The 24,301-nt window shown below is 69.8% G+C and carries 19 protein-coding genes, 1 tRNA gene, 1 other RNA gene and 4 pseudogenes; 10 read left to right on the plus strand and 15 right to left on the minus strand.

Going from position 1 to position 24,301, the window contains the following annotated elements; genetic code table 11:
* Window positions 1-136: 136 nt before the first annotated feature.
* Window positions 137-1,069, minus strand: a complete 933-nt coding sequence (locus L2X99_RS05830; protein WP_236124615.1) for a proteasome assembly chaperone family protein — start codon at window positions 1,067-1,069, stop codon at window positions 137-139.
* Window positions 1,070-1,172: 103 nt separating this feature from the next.
* Between L2X99_RS05830 and L2X99_RS05835 the strand changes: the two are divergent.
* From L2X99_RS05835 to sucB, 3 genes and pseudogenes are all read left to right on the plus strand, one after another.
* A pseudogene (locus L2X99_RS05835) lies at window positions 1,173-2,644 on the plus strand (leucyl aminopeptidase).
* Window positions 2,644-4,016, plus strand: a pseudogene (gene lpdA, locus L2X99_RS05840) (dihydrolipoyl dehydrogenase). The pseudogenes L2X99_RS05835 and lpdA overlap by 1 nt, the downstream one beginning before the upstream one ends.
* 96 nt (window positions 4,017-4,112) lie before the next feature.
* Entirely contained in the window at window positions 4,113-5,888 is a 1,776-nt protein-coding gene (gene sucB, locus L2X99_RS05845; RefSeq protein WP_236124614.1) for a 2-oxoglutarate dehydrogenase, E2 component, dihydrolipoamide succinyltransferase, read from the plus strand.
* A 3-nt stretch (window positions 5,889-5,891) separates the two neighbouring features.
* Here sucB and L2X99_RS05850 read toward each other — a convergent pair whose 3' ends face one another.
* Window positions 5,892-6,713, minus strand: a complete 822-nt coding sequence (locus L2X99_RS05850; protein WP_236135747.1) for a hypothetical protein — start codon at window positions 6,711-6,713, stop codon at window positions 5,892-5,894.
* A gap of 43 nt (window positions 6,714-6,756) precedes the next feature.
* On the opposite strand from L2X99_RS05850, the gene L2X99_RS05855 reads away from it, so the two are divergent.
* Window positions 6,757-8,064, plus strand: a complete 1,308-nt coding sequence (locus L2X99_RS05855) for a DUF4191 family protein (RefSeq protein ID WP_236135748.1) — start codon at window positions 6,757-6,759, stop codon at window positions 8,062-8,064.
* Between the two features lie 68 nt (window positions 8,065-8,132).
* Here the strand turns inward: L2X99_RS05855 and L2X99_RS05860 are convergent, their stop codons facing one another.
* Window positions 8,133-9,320, minus strand: a complete 1,188-nt coding sequence (locus tag L2X99_RS05860; RefSeq protein WP_236124608.1) for a RimK family alpha-L-glutamate ligase — start codon at window positions 9,318-9,320, stop codon at window positions 8,133-8,135.
* Window positions 9,321-9,345: 25 nt separating this feature from the next.
* Between L2X99_RS05860 and L2X99_RS05865 the strand changes: the two genes are divergently transcribed.
* The gene (locus tag L2X99_RS05865; protein ID WP_236124607.1) at window positions 9,346-9,825 is read left to right on the plus strand and encodes an ATP-dependent zinc protease family protein; all 480 of its coding nucleotides are present in this window, start codon (window positions 9,346-9,348) and stop codon (window positions 9,823-9,825) included.
* Here L2X99_RS05865 and L2X99_RS05870 read toward each other — a convergent pair whose 3' ends face one another.
* On the minus strand, window positions 9,826-10,212 hold the full coding sequence (locus L2X99_RS05870; protein ID WP_236135913.1) for an RDD family protein: 387 nt from the start codon (window positions 10,210-10,212) through the stop codon (window positions 9,826-9,828).
* Window positions 10,213-10,411: 199 nt separating this feature from the next.
* On the opposite strand from L2X99_RS05870, the gene glnA reads away from it, so the two are divergent.
* Together glnA and L2X99_RS05880 are read left to right on the plus strand one after the other, a co-directional pair.
* Complete coding sequence (glnA, locus tag L2X99_RS05875) at window positions 10,412-11,836, plus strand: type I glutamate--ammonia ligase (RefSeq protein WP_236124606.1); 1,425 nt, start codon at window positions 10,412-10,414, stop codon at window positions 11,834-11,836.
* A 78-nt stretch (window positions 11,837-11,914) separates the two neighbouring features.
* A complete protein-coding gene (locus L2X99_RS05880; RefSeq protein WP_236124605.1) occupies window positions 11,915-12,712 on the plus strand; it encodes an LLM class F420-dependent oxidoreductase in 798 nt (265 codons plus the stop codon).
* A 43-nt stretch (window positions 12,713-12,755) separates the two neighbouring features.
* On the opposite strand, the gene L2X99_RS05885 is transcribed toward L2X99_RS05880, so the two are convergent.
* The 6 genes and pseudogenes from L2X99_RS05885 to L2X99_RS05910 form a co-directional block, all read right to left on the minus strand.
* The gene (locus L2X99_RS05885) at window positions 12,756-13,124 is read right to left on the minus strand and encodes a hypothetical protein (RefSeq protein WP_236135749.1); all 369 of its coding nucleotides are present in this window, start codon (window positions 13,122-13,124) and stop codon (window positions 12,756-12,758) included.
* Window positions 13,125-13,167: 43 nt separating this feature from the next.
* Window positions 13,168-13,599 carry a cupin domain-containing protein gene (locus L2X99_RS05890; protein WP_236135750.1) on the minus strand — a complete coding sequence of 144 codons (432 nt, stop codon included), beginning with the start codon at window positions 13,597-13,599 and terminating at the stop codon, window positions 13,168-13,170.
* Complete coding sequence (locus L2X99_RS05895) at window positions 13,596-14,177, minus strand: pyridoxine/pyridoxamine 5'-phosphate oxidase (protein ID WP_236124603.1); 582 nt, start codon at window positions 14,175-14,177, stop codon at window positions 13,596-13,598. Before L2X99_RS05895 ends, L2X99_RS05890 begins: the two co-directional genes overlap by 4 nt.
* Before the next feature lie 13 nt (window positions 14,178-14,190).
* Window positions 14,191-17,165 (minus strand): annotated as a pseudogene (locus tag L2X99_RS05900) (bifunctional [glutamine synthetase] adenylyltransferase/[glutamine synthetase]-adenylyl-L-tyrosine phosphorylase).
* Window positions 17,166-17,169: 4 nt separating this feature from the next.
* Window positions 17,170-18,508 (minus strand): annotated as a pseudogene (locus L2X99_RS05905) (glutamine synthetase family protein).
* A 5-nt stretch (window positions 18,509-18,513) separates the two neighbouring features.
* The gene (locus L2X99_RS05910) at window positions 18,514-18,705 is read right to left on the minus strand and encodes an SPOR domain-containing protein (protein ID WP_236124601.1); all 192 of its coding nucleotides are present in this window, start codon (window positions 18,703-18,705) and stop codon (window positions 18,514-18,516) included.
* Window positions 18,706-18,774: 69 nt separating this feature from the next.
* Here L2X99_RS05910 and ppgK point away from each other — a divergent pair, with 69 nt between their 5' ends.
* On the plus strand, window positions 18,775-19,533 hold the full coding sequence (gene ppgK, locus L2X99_RS05915; RefSeq protein ID WP_236124600.1) for a polyphosphate--glucose phosphotransferase: 759 nt from the start codon (window positions 18,775-18,777) through the stop codon (window positions 19,531-19,533).
* 64 nt (window positions 19,534-19,597) lie between these two features.
* Here the strand turns inward: ppgK and L2X99_RS05920 are convergent, their stop codons facing one another.
* The 3 genes from L2X99_RS05920 to L2X99_RS05930 all read right to left on the minus strand — a co-directional run bounded on the left by L2X99_RS05920 (window position 19,598) and on the right by L2X99_RS05930 (window position 21,961).
* Window positions 19,598-19,762, minus strand: coding sequence for a hypothetical protein (locus tag L2X99_RS05920; protein WP_236124599.1), 165 nt, complete (start codon window positions 19,760-19,762; stop codon window positions 19,598-19,600).
* 84 nt (window positions 19,763-19,846) lie between these two features.
* Window positions 19,847-20,231: RNase P RNA component class A (gene rnpB / locus L2X99_RS05925), an RNA gene on the minus strand.
* A 14-nt stretch (window positions 20,232-20,245) separates the two neighbouring features.
* Entirely contained in the window at window positions 20,246-21,961 is a 1,716-nt protein-coding gene (locus L2X99_RS05930) for a bifunctional 3'-5' exonuclease/DNA polymerase (RefSeq protein ID WP_236124598.1), read from the minus strand.
* A 79-nt stretch (window positions 21,962-22,040) separates the two neighbouring features.
* Here L2X99_RS05930 and L2X99_RS05935 point away from each other — a divergent pair, with 79 nt between their 5' ends.
* On the plus strand, window positions 22,041-22,880 hold the full coding sequence (locus tag L2X99_RS05935) for an aldo/keto reductase (protein WP_236124597.1): 840 nt from the start codon (window positions 22,041-22,043) through the stop codon (window positions 22,878-22,880).
* Window positions 22,881-22,890: 10 nt separating this feature from the next.
* On the opposite strand, the gene L2X99_RS05940 is transcribed toward L2X99_RS05935, so the two are convergent.
* Window positions 22,891-23,625, minus strand: a complete 735-nt coding sequence (locus L2X99_RS05940; RefSeq protein ID WP_236124596.1) for a zinc ribbon domain-containing protein — start codon at window positions 23,623-23,625, stop codon at window positions 22,891-22,893.
* A 23-nt stretch (window positions 23,626-23,648) separates the two neighbouring features.
* The gene (locus L2X99_RS05945; protein WP_236124595.1) at window positions 23,649-24,044 is read right to left on the minus strand and encodes a YchJ family protein; all 396 of its coding nucleotides are present in this window, start codon (window positions 24,042-24,044) and stop codon (window positions 23,649-23,651) included.
* Between the two features lie 42 nt (window positions 24,045-24,086).
* On the opposite strand from L2X99_RS05945, the gene L2X99_RS05950 reads away from it, so the two are divergent.
* Window positions 24,087-24,160: transfer RNA gene (locus L2X99_RS05950), tRNA-Val, on the plus strand.
* Window positions 24,161-24,301 lie beyond the last annotated feature (141 nt).

The raw sequence follows: 24,301 nt of genomic DNA on the forward strand, positions 1-24,301 counted from the left end.
GCACGCCCCGGGAGATTTCGGACACTAGTAAGACCCTTGTCAAGTCCGCTCGCGGATACGATGGTTGACAACGGGTCGAATGTCCATTATCACACACCCGAGAGCATGCGGATGCCGCTGAAGGGGATTTCCGCGCTCAGCCGCGCTTTCCGTCATCCTCACCGGTGGGACGAGAAGCGAGATAGCGCTCGAGCTCCGCTGCGATCTCATCGGCGCTGGGCAGATCCCGCTCGTCGAATCCGCCCTCGTCGGCATCCTCGGGATCGCGGCCCGCCATGTACGCGTCGTACCGGCGCTCGAGCGTGTGCACCATCTGCATCAGCTCGTCGTTGCCGTGCACCTGCTCGCCGACCCGGGCGAGATAGTCCTCCCGCCCCTCCTGCACCTCATCCATGCGGAGCACCAGCCCGGTGGCGGCCATGAGCCGGTCGGCGGCGGTGATCACCGCATCCGGATACTCGGTGTCGGCGAGGTAGTGCGGCACGAGGAGGACGAACCCCGCGACGCGGCTCCCGTGCTGGGAGAACCGGTACTCGAGCAGGTGTCCCGCCGTCGAGGGCACCTGGGTGCGCGGGCGCCACACCGAGTGCGCGACGATCAGGTCGCGCCGGTTGCCGCTCACCGTCGTTCCGATGGGGCGGGTGTGCGGGACCGGCATCGCGATCGAATGCACCCAGGACACCCCGGAGACTTCGAACTCCGCCGCGAGATCGAGCACGGCATCCGAGAACGCGTTCCATGCGAAGTCGGGCTCGTAGCCGGCGAGCAGCAGGAAGCGCTGCCCGAGGGCATCGTGCGCGAGCGAGAGCTCCAGGCGCGCCGGGCGGAACTCGGTCAGATGATCCTGATCGAACGAGACGACGGGGCGACGGGCCCGGTAGTCGAGCAGCATGTCGTTGTCGAACACGACGATCGGCCGCGGATCCGTGGTCTCCTCGAGGTGATCGATCAGGCCCGACACGGCATTGCCCGCATCGGTGAAGCCGGTGAGCAGGATCACCAGCGGAAGACCGGTCGGCACGACCGGGGCGTTCGCGACGCGTTCGTGGACGTCTCCGGTGAAGGGCATGACTCCATGCTACGAGCCGGTCCCGGCACGGAGGCCGTGGGTCTCAAGCTGAGAGCGAACACCTGCGCCGTCGTGCCGCTGCCGGCCTGAATAGGATGGGGGCATGACGCTACCCGCGCTCTCGCACACGACCGAAACGTTCCCCGAAAGCGCTGCAGACGCCGCAGTGCTCGTGATCCAGGACCCGGAGGTCGCGCCAGAAGCGCTCACCGCGTACCCGGGTCTCGCGGACTTCCTCACCGGCGTCGGCTTCCGCGGCTCCGCCGGCGCGCATGCCCGGGTGCACCTGCCCGAGATCACATCCCTGCCGCTGACCGTCGTCAGCATCGGCAAGGAGCAGAGCGCCGCCGCGGTCCGCGACGCCGTCGCCACCGCCGTGCGCACGCTGACCGGCTTCGCCCGCGTCGCGATCGGCTTCGCCCCCGGCGCCGATGCGCACGCGGCTGCCGCCGCAGAGGGCGCCGTGCTCGGCGGCTACCGTTTCGACGACTACCGCAGCGACCGCGGTCCCTCGCGCGCCGAGGAGGTCGTGCTGCACGCTGAGCTCGGCGAGGGCGACATCGCCCGCGCCGTCGCCGTCGCCGAGGCAGTGGCCCTGATCAAGGATCTGGTGAACGTCCCGCGGAGTGGCAGAGTCCCGCCCGGCTCGCGGACAGCGCCGCCGAGGCTGTGAAGGATCTCGGCGTCTCGGTGGAGGTGCTGGATGAGAGGCAGCTCGAGGAGCAGGGGTACGGCGGCATCCTCGGCGTCGGCCGCGGTTCGGACCGTCCGCCGCGCCTCGTCCGCCTGGACTACTCCCCCGCCGGTGCGACCCGGCACATCGCCCTGGTCGGCAAGGGCATCACATTCGACACCGGTGGTCTCTCGCTCAAGCCGGCTGCGAGCATGGTCGGCATGAAGTTCGACATGGCCGGCGCCGCGACGGCGCTCGCCGCGGTCCGGGCGATCGCCGCGCTCGGACTGCCGGTGCGGGTCACCGCCTGGATGTGCATCGCCGACAACATGCCCTCGGGTCGCGCCACGCGTCCCGGCGACGTGCTGCGGATGCTGGACGGCCAGACCGTAGAGGTGCTGAACACCGACGCGGAGGGACGTCTGGTCATGGCCGACGGCCTGGTCGCGGCGAGCCGGGAGAACCCCGACGTCATCATCGACGTCGCCACACTCACCGGCGCGATCATCGTCGCTCTCGGCATGCGCCACACGGGCGTGATGGGCAGCGACGACGCCGTCGCGGAGTATCTCGCCGCCGCCGAGAGCGCGGATGAGCTCGCCTGGGCGCTCCCCCTTCCCGAGCACATGGAGGAGTCGCTCGAATCGCCGATCGCGGACATGATCAACTCCAATATGGGCGACCGTTCCGGCGGGTCGCTGTTCGCCGGGCTGTTCCTGCGCCGCTTCGTGGGCCGCACGTCGGATGAGGCGGATGCGCCGCGCATCCCGTGGATCCACCTCGACATCGCCGGCTCCGCGGAGCACAAGGGCTCGGCGTACGGCTTCACCGAGAAGGGCCCGACCGGGGCCGCCGTCCGTTCGCTGATCGCGTTCGCCGAAGCATCCGCAGAGGAGGCATGATGACCACGCACACCTTCGATGTCGTCATCCTGGGCGGTGGCAGCGGCGGCTACGCGGCCGCCCTGCGGGCGGCCGAGCTGGGCAAGAAGGTCGCGCTGATCGAGAAGGACAAGGTCGGCGGCACCTGCCTGCACCGGGGCTGCATCCCGACCAAGGCGCTGCTGCACGCGGCAGAGGTCGCCGAGCACGTCCGCGACGCGGCGTCGGTCGGCGTGACCGCGACACTCGAGGGCGTCGACGCCGCGGGGTTCGCGCCTACCGCGAGGGCATCGTCGCCAAGAAGTTCAAGGGACTCGAGGGACTGATCAAGGCGCGTGGCATCACCGTGGTCACCGGAGCCGGTCGTCTGGACACCGACCGCGCGGTCCTGGTCGGCGAGGACCGCTACGTCGGCGCCGACGTCGTGCTCGCCACGGGTTCTTACAGCCGCTCGCTGCCCGGCCTGGAGATCGGCGGCCGCATCCTCACCAGCGAGCAGGCGCTCGCGCTCGACGAGGTGCCGGCACGGGTGCTGGTCCTGGGGGGCGGCGTGATCGGCGTCGAGTTCGCGAGCGTATGGCGCTCGTTCGGCGCCGAGGTGACGATCGTCGAGGCACTGCCGCGTCTGGTCCCGAACGAGGACATCGCGCTGAGCAAGGGCCTGGAGCGTGCGTTCCGCCGCCGCGGCATCGCCTACTCACTCGGTGTACGGTTCCAGTCGGCCGCGCAGACGGCGGACGCCGTGACCGTGACGCTCGAAGACGGCAAGACGCTCGAGGCCGACTACCTGCTGGTCGCCGTCGGCCGAGGCCCGGCCACCTCCGAGCTCGGCTTCGAAGAGGCCGGAGTGACGACGGACCGCGGTTTCGTGATCGTCGACGAGGAGCTGCGCACCGGCGTGCCCGGGCTCTGGGCCGTCGGCGACATCGTCCCGGGGCTCCAGCTCGCGCACCGCGGGTTCCTGCAGGGCATCGCCGTCGCCGAGCGCATCGCCGGGCTGAGCCCTGCACCGATGCCTGAGGCCAACATCCCCCGCGTGACCTACTGCAGCCCGGAGGTGGCGTCGGTCGGCATCACCGAGGAGGCCGCGGTGGCCGCGCACGGCGCGGATCGCATCATGTCGTACGACTACAACCTCGCCGGAAACGGCAAGAGCGAGATCATCGGCACCGGCGGCCTGGTCAAGGTCGTCCGACTCAAGGACGGGCCCGTGCTCGGCGTGCACCTGCTCGGCGATCGCGTCGGCGAACTGATCACCGAGGGCCAACTGGCCGTCGCGTGGGAGGCGCACCCCGAGGACATCGCTCCGCTGATCCATGCCCACCCCACTCAGAGCGAGGCTCTGGGCGAGGCCTTCCTGGCTCTCGCCGGGAAGCCTTTGCACGCAATGTGAAAACTTTTTCGCGCATTGTGGAAGTCTGCTTCTGTCTCTGCGTCGTCAAGGCCACTAAGCTGAACACCACACGAACATCCTGAAGGAGACTCCGACATGAGCACATCCGTGGTCCTCCCCGCTCTCGGAGAGAGCGTCACCGAGGGTACGGTCACCCGCTGGCTCAAGCAGGTCGGCGACACCGTCGAGGCTGACGAAGGCCTCCTCGAGATCTCGACCGACAAGGTCGACACTGAGATCCCCGCACCCGTCAGCGGCGTGCTCGAGGAGATCCTGGTCGACGAGGACGAGACGGTCGAGATCGGCGCGCTGCTCGCCCGAATCGGCGACGGATCCGGCGCCGCTCCCGCTGGCGAGGCACCCGCCGCCGCAGAAGCCCCCGCCGCAACGGCGCCCGCCGCAGAGGCGCCCGCCGCAGAGGCGCCCGCCGCTCCGGCCCCTGCCGAAGCACCCGCCGCCGAGACTCCCGCAACGGCGCCGGCCGCTGAGGCACCGGCCGCGCCCGCGACCTCCGGCGATGCGACCGACATCGTGCTGCCCGAGCTCGGCGAGAGCGTCACCGAGGGCACGGTCACCCGCTGGCTCAAGCAGGTCGGCGACAGCGTCGAGGTCGATGAGGCGCTCCTCGAGATCTCGACCGACAAGGTCGACACCGAGATCCCCTCGCCGGTCGCCGGCGTGCTGCAGGAGATCGTCGCCGCAGAGGACGAGACCGTCGCCGTCGGCGCCGTGCTCGCCCGTGTCGGCTCCGGTGCTCCTGCCGCAGCCGCGCCTCAGGCCGCACCGGCACCCGAGGCCGCAGCACCGGCACCCGAGGCCGCTCCGGCGCCCACCGCAGCCGCACCGGCACCCGCACCGGCTCCGGCACCCGCCCCGGCTGCTGCGCCTGCTCCGGCTGCTGCGCCTGCTCCGGCTGCTGCGCCTGCTCCGGCTGCTGCGGCTGAGGCCCCGGGTTCGGACAACGTCTATGTCACCCCTCTCGTGCGTCGCCTGGCCGCCCAGCAGGGCGTCGACCTCGCCGCGGTGCAGGGTTCGGGCGTCGGCGGGCGCATCCGCAAGGAGGACGTCCTGAAGGCCGCCGAGGCCAAGTCGCAGGCTCCGGCCGCCGCGACCGCCGCACCGGTCGCCGCAGCACCGGCCCCGCTCGAGGTGTCGCCTCTTCGCGGCACCACGCAGAAGATGTCGCGTCTGCGCAAGGTCGTCGCCGAGCGAGCCGTGGCGTCGATGCAGCAGACCGCGCAGCTGACCACGTTCGTGGAGATCGACGTGACCGCCCTGGCCGCGTACCGCGACAGCGTGAAGGTGTCGTTCCAGCAGAAGACGGGCGACAAGCTCTCCTTCCTGCCGTTCTTCACCCTCGCCGCTGCTGAGGCTCTGCAGGCGTTCCCGATCATCAACTCGACGGTCGACGGCGACAGCATCGTCTACCCCGCCACCGAGAACATCTCGATCGCGGTCGACACCGAGCGTGGCCTGCTCACGCCGGTCGTGCGCGATGCGGCGACGAAGAACCTCGCTCAGCTGGCGCACGAGATCGCCGATCTGGCCGCCCGCACCCGCGACAACAAGCTCAAGCCGGACGAGCTCGCAGGAGGCACCTTCACGGTGACCAACACGGGTTCGCGCGGCGCGCTGTTCGACACCCCGCTGGTGTTCCTTCCGCAGTCCGCGATTCTCGGCACCGGCACGGTCTTCAAGCGCCCCGGCGTCGTGACCGTCGACGGTGCGGACGCGATCGCCGTGCGGTCGTACGTGTACTTCGCGATCTCGTACGACCACCGGATCATCGACGGCGCCGACGCAGCCCGCTTCCTCGGTGCGGTCAAGGCCCGCCTCGAGGCGGCGGACTTCGCCGCGCAGCTGGGAGCGTAACAGTCACGAAGGCCCTGGCTGGTCCGCGACGGCATAGACGTCGCGGACCAGCCATTCGTCTTTCTGGCGGAGCAGCACGAGGATCTGCTGCTCCTGATCCGGTGCGCCCAGGCGGATGACCGCGATGTCGCCATAGGAATCCACGAGTGAGGCCGAGTCACCGGCGTCGGCATCCTCGACTGCGGTGAGCACGGCCGAAGCCGACCCGTCGACGACTGCGGAGCTGCAGCGATCGTCCCGATCGCGCACGCATCGCTCGATCCGTTTCACAAGAGCCGGCGCCGCCTCGACGGGATCCTCGGTCCTCACCGTCTCCGACGGCGCCGCCGAGGCCGTCGGAACGACACTCCGCTGCGCCTCGGCGGTCTCACGAGCACCCTGAGCGGATGCGGGCGCATCGCCGTCTGCGGCCGGCCACAGCAGACCGGCGCCCAGCACGATCGCCGCGGCGGCCGCACCGATCAGGAGAGGTCGCCGTCGCGTGGGACGCCCCGTTCCGGCATCCCGTCCGACCATCCGTCGCTCACCCGTCGCGCGGCCGCGGCGTCTCCGCGACGACAGGCTTCTCCTCAGGGCGCCCACGCGCTCGGTCGCGAGGGCGAACCGCTCCGCCATCCGCGCGAGACGTCCCGCGCCGTCGTCGTCCTGCAGCTCGGCGGCCGCCGGGAACCGCTCGGCGACGACGGTCCCGGCGGCCGTCGGCGCGAACACCTCGCGCCGCAACGGCCGCGGGGCGGCGAGCTCGGTCAGCTCGGACTCCCATCGTTCGATTCGTCGAAGTGCCGCACGAGGATCCGCCAGACCCGACTCGATCTCGGCCAGCACCCGCTCCAGACCGCGATCGGCTGCACCGGCACGGACGCGTGAGATGAGCGCACTCGCTCCCTCCGCCGCCGGTCTCGCCGGCGCCGAGGACGAACACCGGCCGGCCGCCGTCTGTCACCCACCAGGAACCCGGAAGCGGGCTGCCGCCCAGCTCGACCAGACCACGCAGCAGGCTGCCGACGAGGGTGACGCTCTCGCCCGTCGTCAGCGGCTGCTCGGCGGCGGCTCGTCTTCCCAGGAAGATCCCGATGCGCTCGGTGCACCACGGCAGCAGAAGATCCGTCCCGCCGGCGCGGCGGACGAGATCGAGTGGGGCCGCGACATGCTCCGCACCGCTGTACGTCCAGATGGGATCGCCGGCGAAGCCGCCGGCGTCCGCTCTGACCCGCACCTCATCGCCGTCGGCGACCAGCTCGCCGGCGAACGGGCCCTCGGTGCCGTCCAGCATCCGTATCCGTCGATGCACGCCTGCGACCAGTTCGTCGGAGGAGCTGTTCTCGGTCATGCCCCCATCACAGCGCAGCGCCGCATCGCTCTGCCGCCGGATTCCCCGTCCTGTGGAGGGATCGCGCCTCTCCCGGGGCTGTGGACGCCGAGTGACGGCGACTGCGGAGCCCACGCGACCGGTAGGCTGGTACCCATGGCAAAGCGTGATTCCGCACCCGAGAAGCGACCCGGGTTCTTCTCCCAGCTGAAGTCCCTGTTCCGCTTCACGCGCGAGATCTACGGCTGGCTCCCCTGGGCCCAGGCCGCGATCGTCGTCGGTGGCGTGCTGATCGGTCTGATCCTCGGCTACCTGATCCCGCCGGGAGGCGTGTTCGCGATCATCCTCTGGGGCGTCACCGGCCTGATGCTCGGTCTGCTCGGCGCGATGATGCTGATGACACGGCTTTCCACGAGCGCGATGTATCAGAAGATCGACGGCATGCCCGGTGCGAGCGGCCACGTGCTCTCCACCAGCCTCGGGCGCAACTGGCAGGCCTCCGACACTCCGGCCGGAATCAACCCCAAGACCCAGGAAGCCGTCTACCGTGCAGTCGGCCGTGGCGGCGTCGTCGTCGTCGGCGAGGGCGCCCGCGGACGTCTGACGCGCCTCGTGAACGAGGAGCGCTCCAAGGCCCAGCGCGTGGCGACCGGCGTTCCTGTCACTGTGCTCTACGTCGGGCACGGCGAGGATGAGGTGCAGATCAAGGATCTCGCGAAGACCATCAAGAAGCTGCCGAAGAAGATCGACAAGGCGACCATGGCCGCCGTGATCAAGCGCATCGAATCGGTCTCGCAGTCCGTCACATCGCTGCCGATCCCGAAGGGCGTCGATCCGATGAAGGCCCGCGCGCAGCGTCCGCGCTGAGCGCTCCGTCCGCCCGCGGACGCGGAATCACGAGGAAGGCACCGTCTGCGGACGGTGCCTTCCTCGTGTCACTCTCCGAGCGGCTGCTTGGGCAGGCGGCGCACCTTCGCCCGCCGGCGGGGGCGCTCCGGGATCATGGAGCGCATCTCGTCGAGCCTGCCGAAGCACAGCAGCCGGTCCTCCGCCTCCAGCACGACGTGCTTGCGCGGATTCGGGATCACGTTCACCCCGCGGTGCAGGGTGAGTACGGTGATGTCGCGATCCCACAGTCCGAGGTCTCCGAGCGGCTTGCCGACCTGCTCCGCCCCCGAGTGCATCACCAGTTCGGCCACGCCGTAGCCGGTGGAGACGCTCAACCGCTGCCGGACGTCGATGTCCGGGAAGGCCACCTGCTCGGAGATGTAGTCGATGATGGCACCCGCGACGTCGAGCTTGGTCGCCGCCTCGATGCCCTGCAGACCGGGTGATGAATTCACCTCCATCACCAGCGGGCCGTCATCGCCCTCGAGCATGTCGACTCCGGCGACCCGCAGGCCCATGATCTGCGCGGCGCGCACAGCGGTCTGCTCGTACACGGGATCGAGGGTGACCGGCTCCACCCGCCCGCCGCGGTGCACGTTGGAGCGGAACTCGTCGCCGTCGGCGACGCGGCGCATGGCAGCGACCACGCGTCCGCCCACCACCAAGGCGCGGATGTCGCGCCCGCGCGACTCCGCGATGAACTTCTGGATCAGCACGTTCTGCTTGGTCGAGTGCAGCGTCTCGATGATCGCCTCGGCCACCTTCACCTGCGGCGCGAGGATCACGCCGATGCCCTGGGTGCCCTCCAGCAGCTTGATGACCACCGGCGCACCGCCGACCCGCTCGATCGCCGGACGCACGTCGGCACGATTGCGCACGAACGCCGTCGCCGGCATGGCGATGTTGTGCCGGGAGAGGATCTGGTTGGCGCGCAGCTTGTCCCGGGCGCTGGAGATGCCGTTCGCCGTGTTCGGCGTGTACACGTCCATCTGCTCGAACTGGCGCACCACGGCGGTGCCGAAATAAGTGATCGAATTCCCGATGCGCGGAAGGATCGCGTCGTAGTCGCTGAGCTGTCGACCCCGGTAGAACAGGTCGGGCGTCTCCGCCGTGAGGTCGATGGCGAAACGCAGGGTGTTGAGCACCTTGACGTTGTGTCCGCGCTGCTGCGCAGCCGCGCGAAGACGCTGGGTGGAGTACGACTGCGGCGCACGGGAGAGGACGGCGATCTTCAACGGGGATTCCTGCCAGGATGTAGGGATGGGTCGGTCTTCTCATTCAAACACGCTGACCGGGTGGCGTGAATGGATCGGCCTGCCCGACCTCGGAGTCGAGTGGATCAAGGCGAAGATCGACACCGGCGCGCGGACCTCGTCACTGCACGCCTTCGACGTCGAGGAGTTCCGGCGCGACGGTGCGGACTGGGTGCGGTTCCGGGTGAATCCCTGGCAGGACACCTCGGCCGACGCGGTGCTCGCCGAGTGCCCGGTGCACGACCGCCGTGAGGTGCGCAGCTCGTCGGGGCACGCCGAGACGCGTCTGGTCGTCAGACTGCGTGTGCGTCTGGTCGACCACGAGGTCACCGCTGAGGTCACGCTGACCAACCGCGATGAGATGGGCTTCCGCATGCTCATCGGCCGAGAGGCGCTGCGACGCGGGTACGTCGTCGATCCGGCACGGTCCTTCCTCGGCGGACGAGCGCCCAAGGAGACGCGCCGACGCAACCGCGGCAAGGACTGATCAGGTGCGGATGAGAACCAGGCCGGATGCCTTGTCGTGCAGACCGCGCTGATCCGCATCCCAGATCACCGCAGGGATGACCAGGACGAGCAGCACGGTGCGGACGATCGGGCGCCAGAAGCCCGGCCAGCCGCCGCCCAGCCGCATCACGCGCATGCCGAGGATGCGGTGCCCCGGGCTCCCGCCCGCGGTCGGGATGAAGACGATCTGCAGCACGGCGAACACCATCATCGGCGCGAACTGGCGCCATCCGGCCTCGGCCGGCAGCTGGAACTGGTCGTAACCGAGGAAGCCGACGGCGATGATCGTCGCGGCCGCATAGTCGATCAGCAGCGCCCCGATCCGTCGTCCGACGCGAGCGATGCTGCCATGCCCCGTCTGCGGCATTCCGAGGCGCTCGCCGGGGTACGTGTTCACAGCATCCGTCACGCTTCCAGCCTATTGCCGGCGCATCCGGCGGGACGAACCGAGGCTCAGGTGCCGCCTGTAACATGCTCGAAACACGGCAGACACGGCGGGGAAACCGCCCCTCCGTAACCTGCCTCGTGGGCCGAGTCCCCCGAAATCCCTTCCACAGGAGTGCTACATGTTCAGTGAACCGTCCGAGCTGCTCGCGTACATCAAGGAGAACGACGTCAAGTTCCTTGACATCCGCTTCACCGACCTGCCCGGTGTGCAGCAGCACTTCAACATCCCGGCCTCCACGGTCGACGAGGACTTCTTCCGGGACGGACAGCTCTTCGACGGCTCCTCGATCCGCGGCTTCGCCTCGATCCACGAGTCCGACATGCAGCTCATCCCCGACGTGACGACCGCGTACATCGATCCGTTCCGCGAGGCGAGCACCATCGTCATGGTGTTCGACATCTACAACCCGCGCACCGGCGAGATCTACAGCAAGGACCCGCGTCAGGTCGCGAAGAAGGCCGAGAAGTATCTGGCTTCCACGGGGATCGCCGACACCGCCTACTTCGCCCCCGAGGCCGAGTTCTACATCTTCGACGAGGTGCGCTACTCGGTCACCTCGGGCGAGAGCTTCTACAAGGTCGACTCCGAGGAGGCCGCGTGGAACTCCGGCCGCGAGGAAGAGGGCGGCAACCTCGGCAACAAGACACCCTTCAAGGGCGGCTACTTCCCGGTCTCCCCCGTGGACAAGACCGCCGACCTGCGCGACGACATCACGCTGCGCCTGATCGACGCGGGCTTCCACCTGGAGCGCTCGCACCACGAGGTGGGCACCGCAGGTCAGCAGGAGATCAACTACCGCTTCGACACCATGGTGCACGCGGCCGACGACATCCTGAAGTTCAAGTACATCGTCAAGAACACCGCCGAGGAGTGGGGCAAGACCGTCACGTTCATGCCGAAGCCGCTGTTCGGCGACAACGGCTCGGGCATGCACACGCACCAGTCGCTCTGGCTGGAGGGCAAGCCGCTGTTCTTCGACGAGAACGGCTACGGCCAGCTCAGCGACACGGCGCGCTGGTACATCGGCGGTCTGCTCAAGCACGCGCATGCCGTGCTCGCCTTCACCAACCCGACCCTGAACAGCTACCACCGTCTGGTGAAGCATTTCGAGGCGCCGGTGAACCTGGCCTACTCCGCCGGCAACCGCTCCGCCGCGATCCGCATCCCGCTGACCGGTTCGAACCCGAAGGCCAAGCGCATCGAATTCCGCGTTCCGGATGCCTCAGGCAACCCGTACCTCGCGTTCGCCGCGCAGCTGATGGCCGGCCTGGACGGCATCCGCAACCGCATCGAGCCGATGGAGCCGATCGACAAGGACCTCTACGAGCTGCCGCCGGAGGAGGCCAAGAACATCCCGCAGGTGCCGAACTCGCTGCTGGACTCGCTCGAGGCGCTCCGCGCCGACCACGACTTCCTGCTCGAGGGCGGCGTGTTCACCCAGGAGCTCATCGACACCTGGATCGACTACAAGTACAACAACGAGATCCTGCCGATGGCCCAGCGCCCGCACCCGTACGAGTTCGAGCTCTACTACGGCGTCTGAACGCCGCTCGGATCACGCGAATGCCCTGCCTCCCGCTCGGAGGCGGGGCATTCCCATAGGGTCGTCTAGGAGGAACATATGACAGCTGAACACCGTCCCGTGCGCATCGGCGTGCAGATCCAGCCGCAGCACGCCACCTACGAGAAGTTCCGCGACACAGCGGCCGCGCTCGAAGTCCTCGGCGTCGACGTGCTGTTCAACTGGGACCACTTCTTCCCGCTCCGCGGCGAGCCGAACGGTCTGCACTTCGAATCGTGGACGATGCTGGCGGCGCTGGCCGAGCAGACCAGCCGCGTCGAGATCGGCGCCCTGGTGAACTGCAACAGCTACCGGAACGCGAACCTGCAGGCCGACATGGCCCGCACGATCGACCACATCAGCGCGAAGGGCGGTCAGGGGCGATTCATCTTCGGCACCGGATCGGGATGGTTCGAGCGGGACTACGACGAGTACGGCTACGAGTTCGGCACCGCGGGTAGTCGCCTGGACGCCCTCGCCCGCGACCTTCCGGTGATCGAGGACAGATGGGCCAGGCTCAATCCTCCGCCCACCAGGCGCATCCCCGTCCTCATCGGCGGCGGCGGCGAGAAGAAGACGCTGCGGATCGTCGCGCAGCACGCCGACATCTGGCACTCGTTCAGCGATGCGGCCACTCTGGAGCGGAAACTCGGCATCCTGGCTGAGCACGGCCGTGCCGTCGGTCGCGACACGACTCAGATCGAGATCTCCACCGAGATCGGCAACCGCAGTCTCGACGAAGTCGAGCAGCAGTACGCCCTCGGGGCGAGCCTCTTCACCGTCGGCATCTCCGGGCCGGACTACGACATCAGTCGTGTGAAGGACTGGCTCGCGTGGCGCGACGAGAAGAACCGCTGAGCATCGCAGGGGCCGGGCATCGCGATGCGTCCGGCCACTGCGCTCACGTCGGCTCGCTCCGGTGGTAGACGCCGGCCACAAGCGGCTGCAGGTCGCCGTCGCCGGATGCTGCGGACAGGCGCATCGTCAGCACCTCGCCGTCGGATGCCAGGACCATGACGTTGCGGCCGCGCTCCGAACTCCGCTCCAGGATGAGCTCTCCGTCGATCCACGCAGCCGTACCCGGCGCCGTCGGCACGAACCCGTAGGAGTCGAACCACCACCAGCCCTCGCCGAGAACGACGCCGTGGCCCGCCATCGCGCTATCCGTGCGCGTCTCGGCGTAGTCGACGATCAACGCCCCGCCGGGGCCGGAGGAGAGCGCCAGGTCGGCGTGCGCGCGCCCGGCCGGTGTCCAGGCCGTCGCGAACACCTCCTCCTCCCCGCCCAGCGGCCGTGGAGCGCCTCCAGCGCGGTCACCACGGCATCGGGCGCTCAGGAGCGCGTGTGCCGTCGTTCGGCATGTGCGGCAGCTCGGTGCCACCGGCGCGGATGCAGAGCCACCGCAGCTCCCCCGGGCTGTCCGGCAGCGCGCGCCAGGTGCGCCAGACGTTCTGGCCGACCCGCACGACCGTGCCGGGCCCGACATCGACGACATCGTCGTCCAGACCCATCTGACCGCGCCCCTCCAGGAAGACGTAGAGCTCCTCCACGCTGGCGTGGGAGTGCCAGTACCCGGCCTGCTCCCCCGGCACCAGCGCGTTGGCCGTCATGCCGATGTACTGCATGGTGAGCTCATGATCGACGACGCGGCGCCCGTCCCTCGACCTGTTCTCGTCGAACCCGCCGTAGTGGCCTCGCCAGTCTTCGAGGCCGCCGACCTGCGTAACCTGATATCCCTCAGTCATCCTGCATCCTCTCTCGGTTCACCGCTCAGCACGGCGTGCGACCATCCGTCGCCCTGCCGCTCGTACACCAGCCGCAGGTGACGACGGTCCGCCGATCCCTGCCAGAACTCGATCCGCTCGGGCACGACGCGCCAGAGCGCCCAATCGCCCTCCGTCACGCCATCCCGCGCCGCGGCCGACCGCGCGGCGAGGTCCGCGGCGGACTCGGCCTCGGTTCCCTGCAGGACAGGCCCGCGCACGCGCACCGCGCGCACCTGAGACGGCCACCAGAAGCTCAGTGCAGCGGACGGATGTACGGCGAGCTGATGCCCCTTCGCCGAGGAGCGGGGGCTGGCGAAGGCCCAGCCCAGCCTGTCGACGTCCTTGAGGATCAGGGTGCGAGCATCCGGCCGCCCCTCGGCGTCGACGGTCGACAGAGTCATCGCGTGCGGCTCCACGACGCCGGCCGCCAGCGCCTCGTCGAACCAGGTGAGGAAGAGCGTCACAGGGTCGTCGGGCACCGCACGCGGATCGAACGGCGGCGCCGATCCGGTGAGCGCGGGCACAGCACGCAGCAGGTAGCGGATGGATCTCGTCATGCGATCCTCTCGGTCAGCCGTAGAAGTGCTTCTCGAACACGCGGCGGGCACGGCGCGTGACCCTCAGGTACTCCTCGTCGAGGTGCGTCGCGGAGCGATCAGGGTAGCCGAGCAGGCGGGCGACGGCGTCGAGTTCCCTGCGGTCCGCAGGCAGGATGTCGGTCGACTTGCCGGTGTACAGCGTGATCGCCGAGCGAAGCCGGCTGGAGAGCAGCCATGCCGCGCGCAGACGGGTGACGGCCGAGGCCGGCAGCAGCCCGGCATCCGCAGCGGCCGACAGCGCGCCCAGGGTCGACGTCGTGCGCAGCGCCGGGATGCGGGAGGCGTGCTGCAGCTGCAGCAGCTGCGCCATCCACTCCGCGTCGCTGAGCGTCCCCGGTCCGAGCTTGAGATGCCGGCGCGGATCGACGCCCTGCGGAAGCCGCTCCCCCTCGACCCTGGCCTTGATCCTCTTGATCTCGCGGATCTCCTGCAGCTCGATCGACGCCGGAAAGCGGATGCTGTCGGCGAGGTCCATGAACCGGGTGATGAGCTTCGCACTTCCCGCGACGCCCCGCGCCCGCAGCAGCGCCTGAGCCTCCCAGGAGAGGGACCAGCGCCGGTAGTACTCGGTGTACGCGTCGAACGACCGCGCCAGCGGACCGTTGCGCCCCTCCGGGCGGAGGTCGGCGTCGAGCTCGAGCGGCAGCCGGTGGTCCGTGAGGTGCTCGCGCAGGCCCGCGACGATCTTCGCGGACAGCTGCTGGGCGATGTGCGGCTCCACGCCGTTCGCATCGTAGACGAACAGCACGTCCGCATCTGACCCGAACCCGAGCTCCGCTCCGCCGAACCGCCCCATGCCGATCACTGAGAAGTCCAGCGCGTCGTGCTCGAGCGGCACGACCTCGCGCCGCACCGCGCGGAGCGCCGCCTGGATCGCCGCTTCGGTGATGTCCGTGAGCGCCTGCGCGACCTGCCCGATCGTGAGCACGTCCAGCACCGCGCCCATCGCCGTGCGGAGAAGCTCCCGGCGACGCATTGCGCGCACCGCCTTGGCCGCATCGGCGACCGTGTCGTGCCGGGTCTGTATGGCCCTCGCCTCGTCATCGAGCGCCTTCGCCGAGCGCGGACGCAGCTGCCCCTCGCTGTCGAGCCAGGCGACCGACTCGGGAATCCACTCCATGAGCTCGCCGATGTACCGTGATCCCGACAGCACCCGGGTCAGGCGCTCCGCGGCGCCCGCCGAATCGCGCAGCATGCGCAGGAACCAGGGTGTGTCTCCCAGCCGCTCGCTGATCCGGCGGAACGCGATCAGGCCGTAGTCGGGATCGCTGCCGTCGGCGAACCAGCGCACCATGATCGGCATCAGCGAGCGCTGCACGACCGCCTTGCGGCTGAGCCCGCCGGTGAGCGCGCCGATATGCCGCAGCGCACCGGCCGGATCGCGGAATCCGATAGCGGCGAGACGGTCGTGCGCCTGTGCGGCCGACAGCGTCCGCTCCTCCTCGGGAAGGGCGGCGACAGCGCTGAGCAGGGGCCGGTAGAACAGGCGTACGTGGATCTCGCGCACCTCGCGACGGATCGCCTCCCAGCGCTGCCACACGCCCTCGCCGGTGTCCGCCAGGCCCGTCGCACGGGCCAGCACGCGCAGCCCCGCATCCGTGCGGGGCATGAGGTGCGTGCGACGCAGTTCGCGCAGCTGCAGGCGGTGCTCGAGCAGGCGCAGCATCCGGTAGTCGGCCCCGAAAGTCGCGGCATCCGAGCGGCCGATGTAGCCGCGGTCCCGCAGCGCGTCGAGGGCTTCGAGCGTGCCGCGCACGCGCAGCGACTCGTCCGCGAGACCGTGCACGAGTTGCAGCAGCTGCACCGTGAACTCGATGTCGCGCAGTCCGCCCTCGCCGAGCTTCAGCTGGTAGGCCGCATCGGCGGGGTCGATGTGCGCGGTGACGCGCTCCCGCATCTGCTGCACGCTGTCGACGAAGTCCTCGCGCGCGGCACTCGACCAGATCAGCGGCTGCACGGCGGCGAGATACTCGTCGCCCAGCACCGGATCCCCGGCCAGCGGTCGCGCCTTCAGCAGTGCCTGGAACTCCCAGCTCTTCGCCCAGCGCTCGTAGTAAGCGAGATGCGACGCGAGCGAACGCACCAGAGCGCCCTGCTTGCCCTCCGGGCGCAGTGCGGCGTCGACCTCCCACAGCGGAGGCTCGACCTCCGGGCCTGCGAGGATGCTCATGGCCTCGCGGGCGAGCCGGGTGGCATGGTCGAGAGCCCGGGACTCGGCGAGCACGTCCTCGTCGGTCGTGCCCGCGACGAAGATCACGTCGACGTCGCTGATGTAGTTCAGCTCCCGCGCACCGGCCTTGCCCATGCCGATGATCGAGAGCCGCGTGGCCTGCACCTCGACGAGCGGGACCGTCTCCGCCAGGCGCGTCCGTGCGACGGCGAGGGCGCCCTCGAGCGCGGCCCCGCGGCATCCGCCAGCGCGGCGGAGGTCGCGTCGATGAGACCGGCCGGATCGGCGGACATCACGTCGATGAGGGCGATCTCGCTGAGCAGCCGGCGGTACGCGACGCGCAGCGCCACCACGGCCTCCGAGCCCCCGTCGGATGCGGCTCCGTCCTGGGCGTGCACCGACTGCAGCATCCGCTCGCGCATCGTCTGTCCGTCCGGCAGCGCACCGGGCTGACTCTGCAGCACCGCGAGATGGTCGGGATGACGCAACAGGAACTCGGCGACTCCGGCGGATGCCCCGAGGAGCCGCCAGGCGCGCGTGCGCGCCGCAGCATCCGCCAGCACGGCGGAGACCTCATCGGGAACGCGCCGGGCGATCCGGACCATCCCCTCGAGCGCGCCGTCGGGGTCCGCGGCGCGAGCGCCCTCCAGCAGCTCCGCCCGTGACGAGCCGGTCAGCCCTGCAAGCTCCTGCAGAGCCGCCGACGCCGCGCTCAACTCGGCGAAGCCGAGCCGGGCGAGCGCCGACAGCGAGACGGTCTCGTCCTGGCGGGCCATGGAATCAGAGCAGCTCGAGATTGCTCTTGAGCTCGAACGGCGTCACCTGACCGCGGTACGCCTCCCACTCCTTGCGCTTGTTCAGCAGCACGTAGTTGAACACCTGCTCGCCGAGCGTCTCGGCCACCAGCTCGGAATCCTCCATGAGCTCCAGCGCATGATCCAGGCTCGCCGGGAGAGGCGCGTAGCCCAGCGCCCGGCGCTCCGCATCGCTGAGCGTCCAGACGTTGTCCTCGGCCTCGGGCGGCAGATCGTACTCCTCCTCGATGCCCTTCAGCCCGGCAGCGAGCACCAGCGCGTACGCCAGATACGGGTTCGTCGCGGAGTCGAGGCCGCCGGTACTCGACGCGCGACGACTGGCCCTTGTTCGGCTTGTACATCGGCACCCGGACGAGCGCCGACCTGTTCTGGTGCCCCCAGGTCACGAAGCTCGGCGCCTCGCCGCCGCTCCAGAGCCGCTTGTACGAGTTCACGAACTGATTGGTCACCGCGGCGATCTCGTTCGCGTGCCGCAGCAGGCCGGCGATGAAGTGCCGGCCGGTGCGGGAGAGCTGATACTGCGCGCCCTCCTCGTAGAACGCGTTCACGTCGCCCTCGAACAGCGACATGTGCGTGTGCATGCCGCTGCCGGGGTGGTCGCTGAGCGGCTTGGGCATGAACGTGGCGTACACGCCCTGCTCGATCGCGACCTCCTTCACGACGGTGCGGAACGTCATGATGTTGTCCGCCGTGGTGAGGGCGTCCGCGTAGCGCAGGTCGATCTCGTTCTGGCCCGGCCCGCCCTCGTGGTGGCTGTACTCCACCGAGATGCCGAGGTCCTCCAGCATCCGCACCGCGCGCCGGCGGAAATCGTGCGCGGTGCCGCCGGGCACGTTGTCGAAGTAGCCGGCGGAGTCGGCCGGGATCGGCCCCTCCGGACCGATCTGCGAGGACTTCAGCAGGTAGAACTCGATCTCGGGATGCGTGTAGAACGTGAAGCCGGCATCCGCGGCCTTCGCCAGCGTGCGGCGCAGCACATGCCGCGGATCGGACACCGCGGGCTGCCCGTCGGGCGTGGTGAGGTCGCAGAACATGCGAGCGGTGGGGTCGATCTCACCGCGCCAGGGCAGGATCTGGAAGGTGGTCGGATCGGGCTGCGCGAGCAGATCGGACTCGAACGAGCGGGTCAGCCCCTCGATCGCCGATCCGTCGAAGCCGATGCCCTCGGCGAAAGCGCCCTCGACCTCGGCCGGCGCGATCGCCACCGACTTCAGGGTGCCGATCACGTCGGTGAACCACAGACGCACGAACTTGACGCCGCGCTCCTCGATGGTCCGCAGCACGAAATCCCGCTGTTTGTCCATAGGTGTCAGTCCCAGCCGTTCTCGGCCGCTTCCTCCTCGGCCCACTTGTTGGAGCGCTCCGTCATGACCTGCGGCGCACGAGCAGCCTCAGCGGCCGTGTCGAACGGACCCACGCGGTCGTACGACGTCGAGACCATACCGTGCTCGACCTGCTTGGTCGTGAGGTTGTACCAGTACTTGTCGTCGCCTTCGGGCATGGCCCCATCCCTTCATCAGCCGTTGTCACGATCCTAACGTCGTCGTGTGCTCTCGCTAGGCTAATGCCCATGGCACAAGCGATCGGCGTCGACATCGGCGGCACAGGCATCAAGGCGGGAATCGTCAACCTCTCGCACGGAACACTCGACTCCGACCGCATTCGGGTCCCCACGCCGAAGGGCGCCTCCCCGGCCGACGTGCTGGGCGCCGTCAAGGAGGTGCTCGACACCCTCGGCGTCGCCGACTCGGACCTGCCGCTCGGCGTCGCCTTCCCGGCGATCGTCAAGTACGGCAAGACGCTGTCCGCCGCGAATGTCTCGGACGACTGGATCGGGTTCGAGGCCGAGAAGTTCTTCGAGGACGGCCTCGGGCGAGACATCCACTTCGTGAACGACGCGGATGCCGCCGGCGTCGCCGAGGCGCGCCATGGCGCCGCCCGCGACGCACAGGGGCTCACGATCCTCGCGACGCTCGGAACCGGCATCGGCTCGGCGTTCCTCTACGACGGCGTGCTCGTCCCCAACACCGAGCTCGGCCACCTGCTGTACGACGGCACCTCGGTGGACACGGCCTCGATCGAGAAGTGGACGGCGTACTCCGCGATGGAGCGCGAGAACCTCTCCTGGGAGGACTGGTCGGCCAGGCTGCAGGTGTTCTTCCGTCATGTCGAGTTCCTGTTCAGCCCCGACCTGTTCGTCGTCGGCGGCGGCGTCTCGAAGCACCCGGAGAAGTTCATCCCGCTGCTGGAGCTGAACACGCCGATCGTGCCGGCGATCCACCGCAACTCGTCAGGCATCATCGGCGCGGCATCTCTCGCCGCCGACTGATACCGGCCTCTGCGCAGAAGGACCGGCCCCGATGGGGCCGGTCCTTCTGCGCGGCGTGGATCGATCAGGCCACGTCGTCGGGCACGTCGTCCTCGATGGGTTCGTCCTTCTCGTAGGGACCTCCGGTGGCGCCGGGATCGTCGGCGACAGGATCATCGGACCTCTGCCGTCCGACGAGCTCTTCGGGGATCATCGGCTTCTCGTCGTCGTGCTCTCGCTGGTCGGACATGTTCTCCTCCGTGGGTTGGAGTCTCCACACCATCACGCCGAGACGCCGTGCGCTGCCCCATTGACATGGCGCGGCGGTGGGCTGTGAACGGGCCGGCCTGTACGCCGGGTTCTGTCCGGGGGCATGCGCCCCGTGGACGGTCATCTCTCTCGGCGACACGTTGCCGTGCCGCTCCAGCGGCCTACCCGAGGACTCGGCGAGCCGCGTCAGCATCCTCTGTCTGGCCTTGCTCCGGGCGAGGTTTACCTGGCAGGCCGTGTCACCACGGCCCCCGGTGGTCTCTTACACCACCCTTTCACCCTTACCCCTCCGGGACCCTTCGACAAGCTCAGGGGCCCAGCGAGGCGGTCTGCTCTCTGTGGCACTGTCTCGCGGATTGCTCCGGGTGGGTGTTACCCACCGCCCTGCCCTGTGGAGCCCGGACGTTCCTCGGTGCGGTCACCCGCAACGCGACCGTCCAGCCGACCCGTTCACTCTTCGATTCTAGGCGTCTTTGCCCGCGTCGTCCGCGATGCGCAGATCGAGCGGGATGTCGATGTCGAACCCTGGGAACAGCCGGGCGGTCGCCGCGACGGCCGCCGCCTGCACGGCCTCGGCCGCTGCATCCGCCTGCTCCGCAGGACAGTGCACGATCACCTCGTCGTGCAGGAAGAACGCCAGGTGCGCACCGCCGGCGAAGACCGGACCGGATGCCGGTGCCGGCGACACCGCGGCAGGCAGCGCCGAGAGCCTGTGCCGGATCTCGGCCAGCCACAGCAGTGACCACTCCGCCGCCGTTCCCTGCACGACGAAGTTGCGCGTGAACCGGCCACGATCCCTCGCCCTGCTGCGCGCGCGACGCTCCTCGACGCCGCCTGCGGCGGGGTCGCTCGCACGGGACTGCGCGTCGCGCCAGGCGCCGTCCGGCGGCGGTGAGCTGCGGCCGAGCAGTGTCGACACGACGCCGCCCTCCTCCCCTGTGCGGGCCGCACGATCGACCAGCCCCATCGCCCGCGGGAACACCTTGCGCAGCCGCGGCATCAGACGACCGCTCTCGCCTGTGGTCGCGCCGTACATCGCGCCCAGCACCGCGTACTTCGCCTCCGATCGCGTGGAGACCGCACCGGAGCGCACCACGCCCTCGTAGAGGTCGGCGCCGCGAGCGGCATCCGCCATCGCGCGGTCCTGCGACATCGCTGCGAGCACCCGAGGCTCCAGCTGAGCGACATCCGCGAGCACGAATCGCCATCCCGCATCCGCGCGCACCGCCGGACGCAGGCTGCGCGGGATCTGCAGCGCTCCCCCGCCGCTGGACGCCCAGCGCCCGGTGACGACCCCGCCGGTGAGGTAGATCGGGCGGAACCGGCCGTCGCGCACCCACTCCCGCAGCCAGGTCCAGCCGTTCGCCGTGTGCAGCCGTGCGAGCTTCTTGTACTCCAGGAGCGGCGCGACGGCCGGATGCTCCTGCTCGGCGAGCTCCCACCGCGACGTGGACTCGACGAGGATGCCCGCCCTGTGCAGCGATCGCAGCAGCCGCGGCGGACTGTCGATCGGCACGTCACGTTCGCCCAGCTGCTCCCCGACCCGCGCCGCCAGCTGCGCCATCTTCGCGGGGCGCGCTCCGGTGAGCGGCCGGGGCCCGAGCGCGCCCTCGAGGATGCCCTCGTGCACGGCGACGTCCCAGGGCAGCCCCGCCGCCGTCATCTCCTCGGCGACCAGCGCGCCGGTCGACTCGGCCCGGCAGAGCAGGTCGAGCCGAGCATCCGGCGCGCGCCGGAGCGCGGCGCGCTGACGCGCCCACTCCGCGAGCAGCTCGTCGATCTCATCATCAGGAGCCGCGCCGGCGTCCACCTCGAACAGCGCCTGAGGCCGCGGCTCGGCCGACGCGGCTCGGATCCAGCGCCGAGAAGCGGGCAGCGGCTCGGCCAGGGACGCCGTGTCGCGCAGGATCGCGTGGCAGAGCAGCAGGTCGTGCGCCCTGCGCAGGCGGATGCCGGCCGCCAGAAGCGGCGGGTAGGCGTCGCGCAGGGTGCGGACGACCCACAACGGGCTCGTGCGCTCCCATCGTGCGACCGCGGCCGCCAGGTCGTCGGGCACGCAGACCTCGCGCCCCAGCTCTTCGCCGGCCCCGTCGCAGAGGACCAGCACGCACCCGCCGTCGGTGTGCCGGCCGAGCACGACGGCCGCGGGCCGCGGACTCGTCGCATCCGTTCGGTTCACGTCTCGACGTTACGCCAGACCTGCGACACCGCTCCGCCAGCGTCTACCGTGGAGGGACACGACAGAGGGAGCCATCGTCATGACCGACTCGACCGTCTTCACCGCCCACAACGGGTTCAGCCTGCCTCCGCAGGGTCTCGGCACCTACAACCTCCGCGGTGAATCCGGTGCCGATGCCGTGCGGCAGGGCATCGAGCTCGGATATCGGCTGATCGACACCGCTTTCAACTACGAGAACGAGGGCGCCGTGGGCTGGGGTGCCGCCGGCGCGGCGGTCGATCGGGGCGAGCTCATCCTGACCACGAAGCTCGCCGGCCGGCACCATGCCGCAGACCGCGCCCGCACGGCACTCGAGGAGAGCAGGTTCCGCCTCGGCGTGGAATCGATCGATCTCGCGCTCATCCACTGGCCGAACCCGAGCGTCGACCGCTACGTCGAGGCATGGCAGGCACTCGTCGATGCCAGGGAGCGCGGACTGGTCCGGCAGATCGGCGTGTCGAACTTCCTTCCCGAGCACCTCGCACGGATCGAGGAGGCCACCGGCGTGCGACCGGTGGTGAACCAGATCGAACTGCATCCGCACTTCCCGCAGCGGGACGCGCTCGACTTCCACCGCGAGCACGGCATCCTCACAGAGGCGTGGAGCCCGATCGGACGGGCCCGTGACGTCATCGACGAGCCGACGATCCTGGAGATCGCCCGGACGCACGGCACGACGCCGGTGCAGACCGTGCTCGCGTGGCATCGCGCGCGCGGCGTCGTGGCCATCCCCAAGGCGGCCGATCCGGCGCACCAGCGTCAGAACCTCGCGGCGAACGACATCACGCTGGCTCCGGACGAGGTCGATCGGATCACCGCGCTCGGGCGGCCGGACGGGCGTCTCTTCGACGCCGACCCGCGCACGCACGAGGAGCAGTGACGGTCTCGTCTCAGTGCCCTGATTCCTCCGTGCGCACCAGGATCGCGCCGCACTCGGGGCAGGACACCACGACGTCGGACGGCTCGCGGCGGATGGCGGTGAGGTCGGTGCCCGACAGCACCATCCGGCATCCCTCGCAGGTGCCGGCACGCAGCAGCGCGGCGGCCGGCACAGTGCGCACAGCCCGACGGTCGTAGTCGGCGAGAAGCTCGGCGGGGATGCCGCCGGCGACGGCCGCCCGGTCTCGGGCGAGCTGTTCGCCCTCCGCCTCCGCGGCGGCGATGTCGGCCTTGGCCCGGCGGGTGAGCTCGCCTCCCTCGGCGCTGGTCTCGTCGATGAGCGCCTGCTGGGCGGCCACTGCGGCCTCCGCCTCCTCGACGGCTCCCATCCGCTCGAGCTGTACGTCTTCGAGCGTGCTGAGGCGCTGGCCGAGGCTGGCGATCTCCTGCTCGAGGGCGACGGCGTCCTTCGGACTGGTCACGGTCGCGAGTCGCGCCGCGTCGCGGTCACGGCGCTGCTCGGCGAGCGCCACGTCCGACTCGACGCGCGCGAGCTCCGCCTGCGCATCGTCCCGGGCTCCCGCCAGTGCGGTCAGCTCGCGCAGCTGCTCCTGCCGCTGCGCGGCCAGCTCGGAGATGCGGGCGCCCTGCGCCGGATTCTTCGCGGCTTTCGAGGCGCGCGCGATACGCAGGTCGAGATCGGCGATGTCGAGCAGGGCGCGCTGGCTTTCGGGATTCGCGTTCACGGGGTCCAATCTATCCCGCGAGGTCAGCCGACGTCGCCGTCGAGGTAGAGCCAGTCCCTGCCCTCCCGGACGAACCTGCTGCGCTCACGCAGCTCGCCGCGTCCGGACTCGTCGCGATAGGCGGCGACGAACGAGACGGTGCCCTCGGTGTCGAACGGTCCGCCTCCCGCCGTCGAGACGATCTCGAGCCACAGCCAGCGGGTCGTCTGGTGCAGATCGAGCACGGCTGGCCTGGTGGACGGATGCCAGGAGCGCAGCAGGTGCGCCGTGTCTCCGGTCGCGAACGCGGTGAACCGCGAGCGCATCAGGCGCTCGGCGGTCGGAGCGGGCAGACCCGCGATGATCGGACCGCAGCACTCCCCGAAGCGCGCACCGCTCGAGCAGGGGCAGCGGGCGGAGTCGTCGAGCGCGGCGGGCATGGCTCCATCGTGGCATCCTCGGCTCGCTAGAGTGGTGGATACGCGCCTATAGCTCAGTCGGCTAGAGCGCCACGCTTACACCGTGGATGTCGGGAGTTCGAGTCTCTCTGGGCGCACTTCGGAACCGTCGGCGATGTGCGACGCGCCTGAGGATGAGGGATAGGCTGAGCACAGTGCGCGTTGTGTGAAGCCGACAAGGCTCACCGATGCGGCGTCCCGTTCCCTTGGCATGATCTGCCATCACGACGAAAGGTCGA

Origin of the sequence: Microbacterium sp. KUDC0406 (genome assembly GCF_021582875.1) — a bacterium.
Taxonomy (GTDB): Bacteria; Actinomycetota; Actinomycetes; order Actinomycetales; family Microbacteriaceae; genus Microbacterium.

Bases quoted from the DNA above. Each gene is read 5' to 3' on its own strand.
- L2X99_RS05830 (WP_236124615.1), bottom strand. From the start codon at position 1,069: ATGCCCTTCACCGGAGACGTCCACGAACGCGTCGCGAACGCCCCGGTC.
- sucB (WP_236124614.1), top strand. From the start codon at position 4,113: ATGAGCACATCCGTGGTCCTCCCCGCTCTCGGAGAGAGCGTCACCGAG.
- L2X99_RS05855 (WP_236135748.1), top strand. From the start codon at position 6,757: ATGAGCGCACTCGCTCCCTCCGCCGCCGGTCTCGCCGGCGCCGAGGAC.
- L2X99_RS05865 (WP_236124607.1), top strand. From the start codon at position 9,346: ATGGGTCGGTCTTCTCATTCAAACACGCTGACCGGGTGGCGTGAATGG.
- L2X99_RS05870 (WP_236135913.1), bottom strand. From the start codon at position 10,212: ATGCCGCAGACGGGGCATGGCAGCATCGCTCGCGTCGGACGACGGATC.
- glnA (WP_236124606.1), top strand. From the start codon at position 10,412: ATGTTCAGTGAACCGTCCGAGCTGCTCGCGTACATCAAGGAGAACGAC.
- L2X99_RS05880 (WP_236124605.1), top strand. From the start codon at position 11,915: ATGACAGCTGAACACCGTCCCGTGCGCATCGGCGTGCAGATCCAGCCG.
- L2X99_RS05890 (WP_236135750.1), bottom strand. From the start codon at position 13,599: ATGACTGAGGGATATCAGGTTACGCAGGTCGGCGGCCTCGAAGACTGG.
- L2X99_RS05895 (WP_236124603.1), bottom strand. From the start codon at position 14,177: ATGACGAGATCCATCCGCTACCTGCTGCGTGCTGTGCCCGCGCTCACC.
- L2X99_RS05910 (WP_236124601.1), bottom strand. From the start codon at position 18,705: ATGCCCGAAGGCGACGACAAGTACTGGTACAACCTCACGACCAAGCAG.
- ppgK (WP_236124600.1), top strand. From the start codon at position 18,775: ATGGCACAAGCGATCGGCGTCGACATCGGCGGCACAGGCATCAAGGCG.
- L2X99_RS05920 (WP_236124599.1), bottom strand. From the start codon at position 19,762: ATGTCCGACCAGCGAGAGCACGACGACGAGAAGCCGATGATCCCCGAA.
- L2X99_RS05935 (WP_236124597.1), top strand. From the start codon at position 22,041: ATGACCGACTCGACCGTCTTCACCGCCCACAACGGGTTCAGCCTGCCT.
- L2X99_RS05945 (WP_236124595.1), bottom strand. From the start codon at position 24,044: ATGCCCGCCGCGCTCGACGACTCCGCCCGCTGCCCCTGCTCGAGCGGT.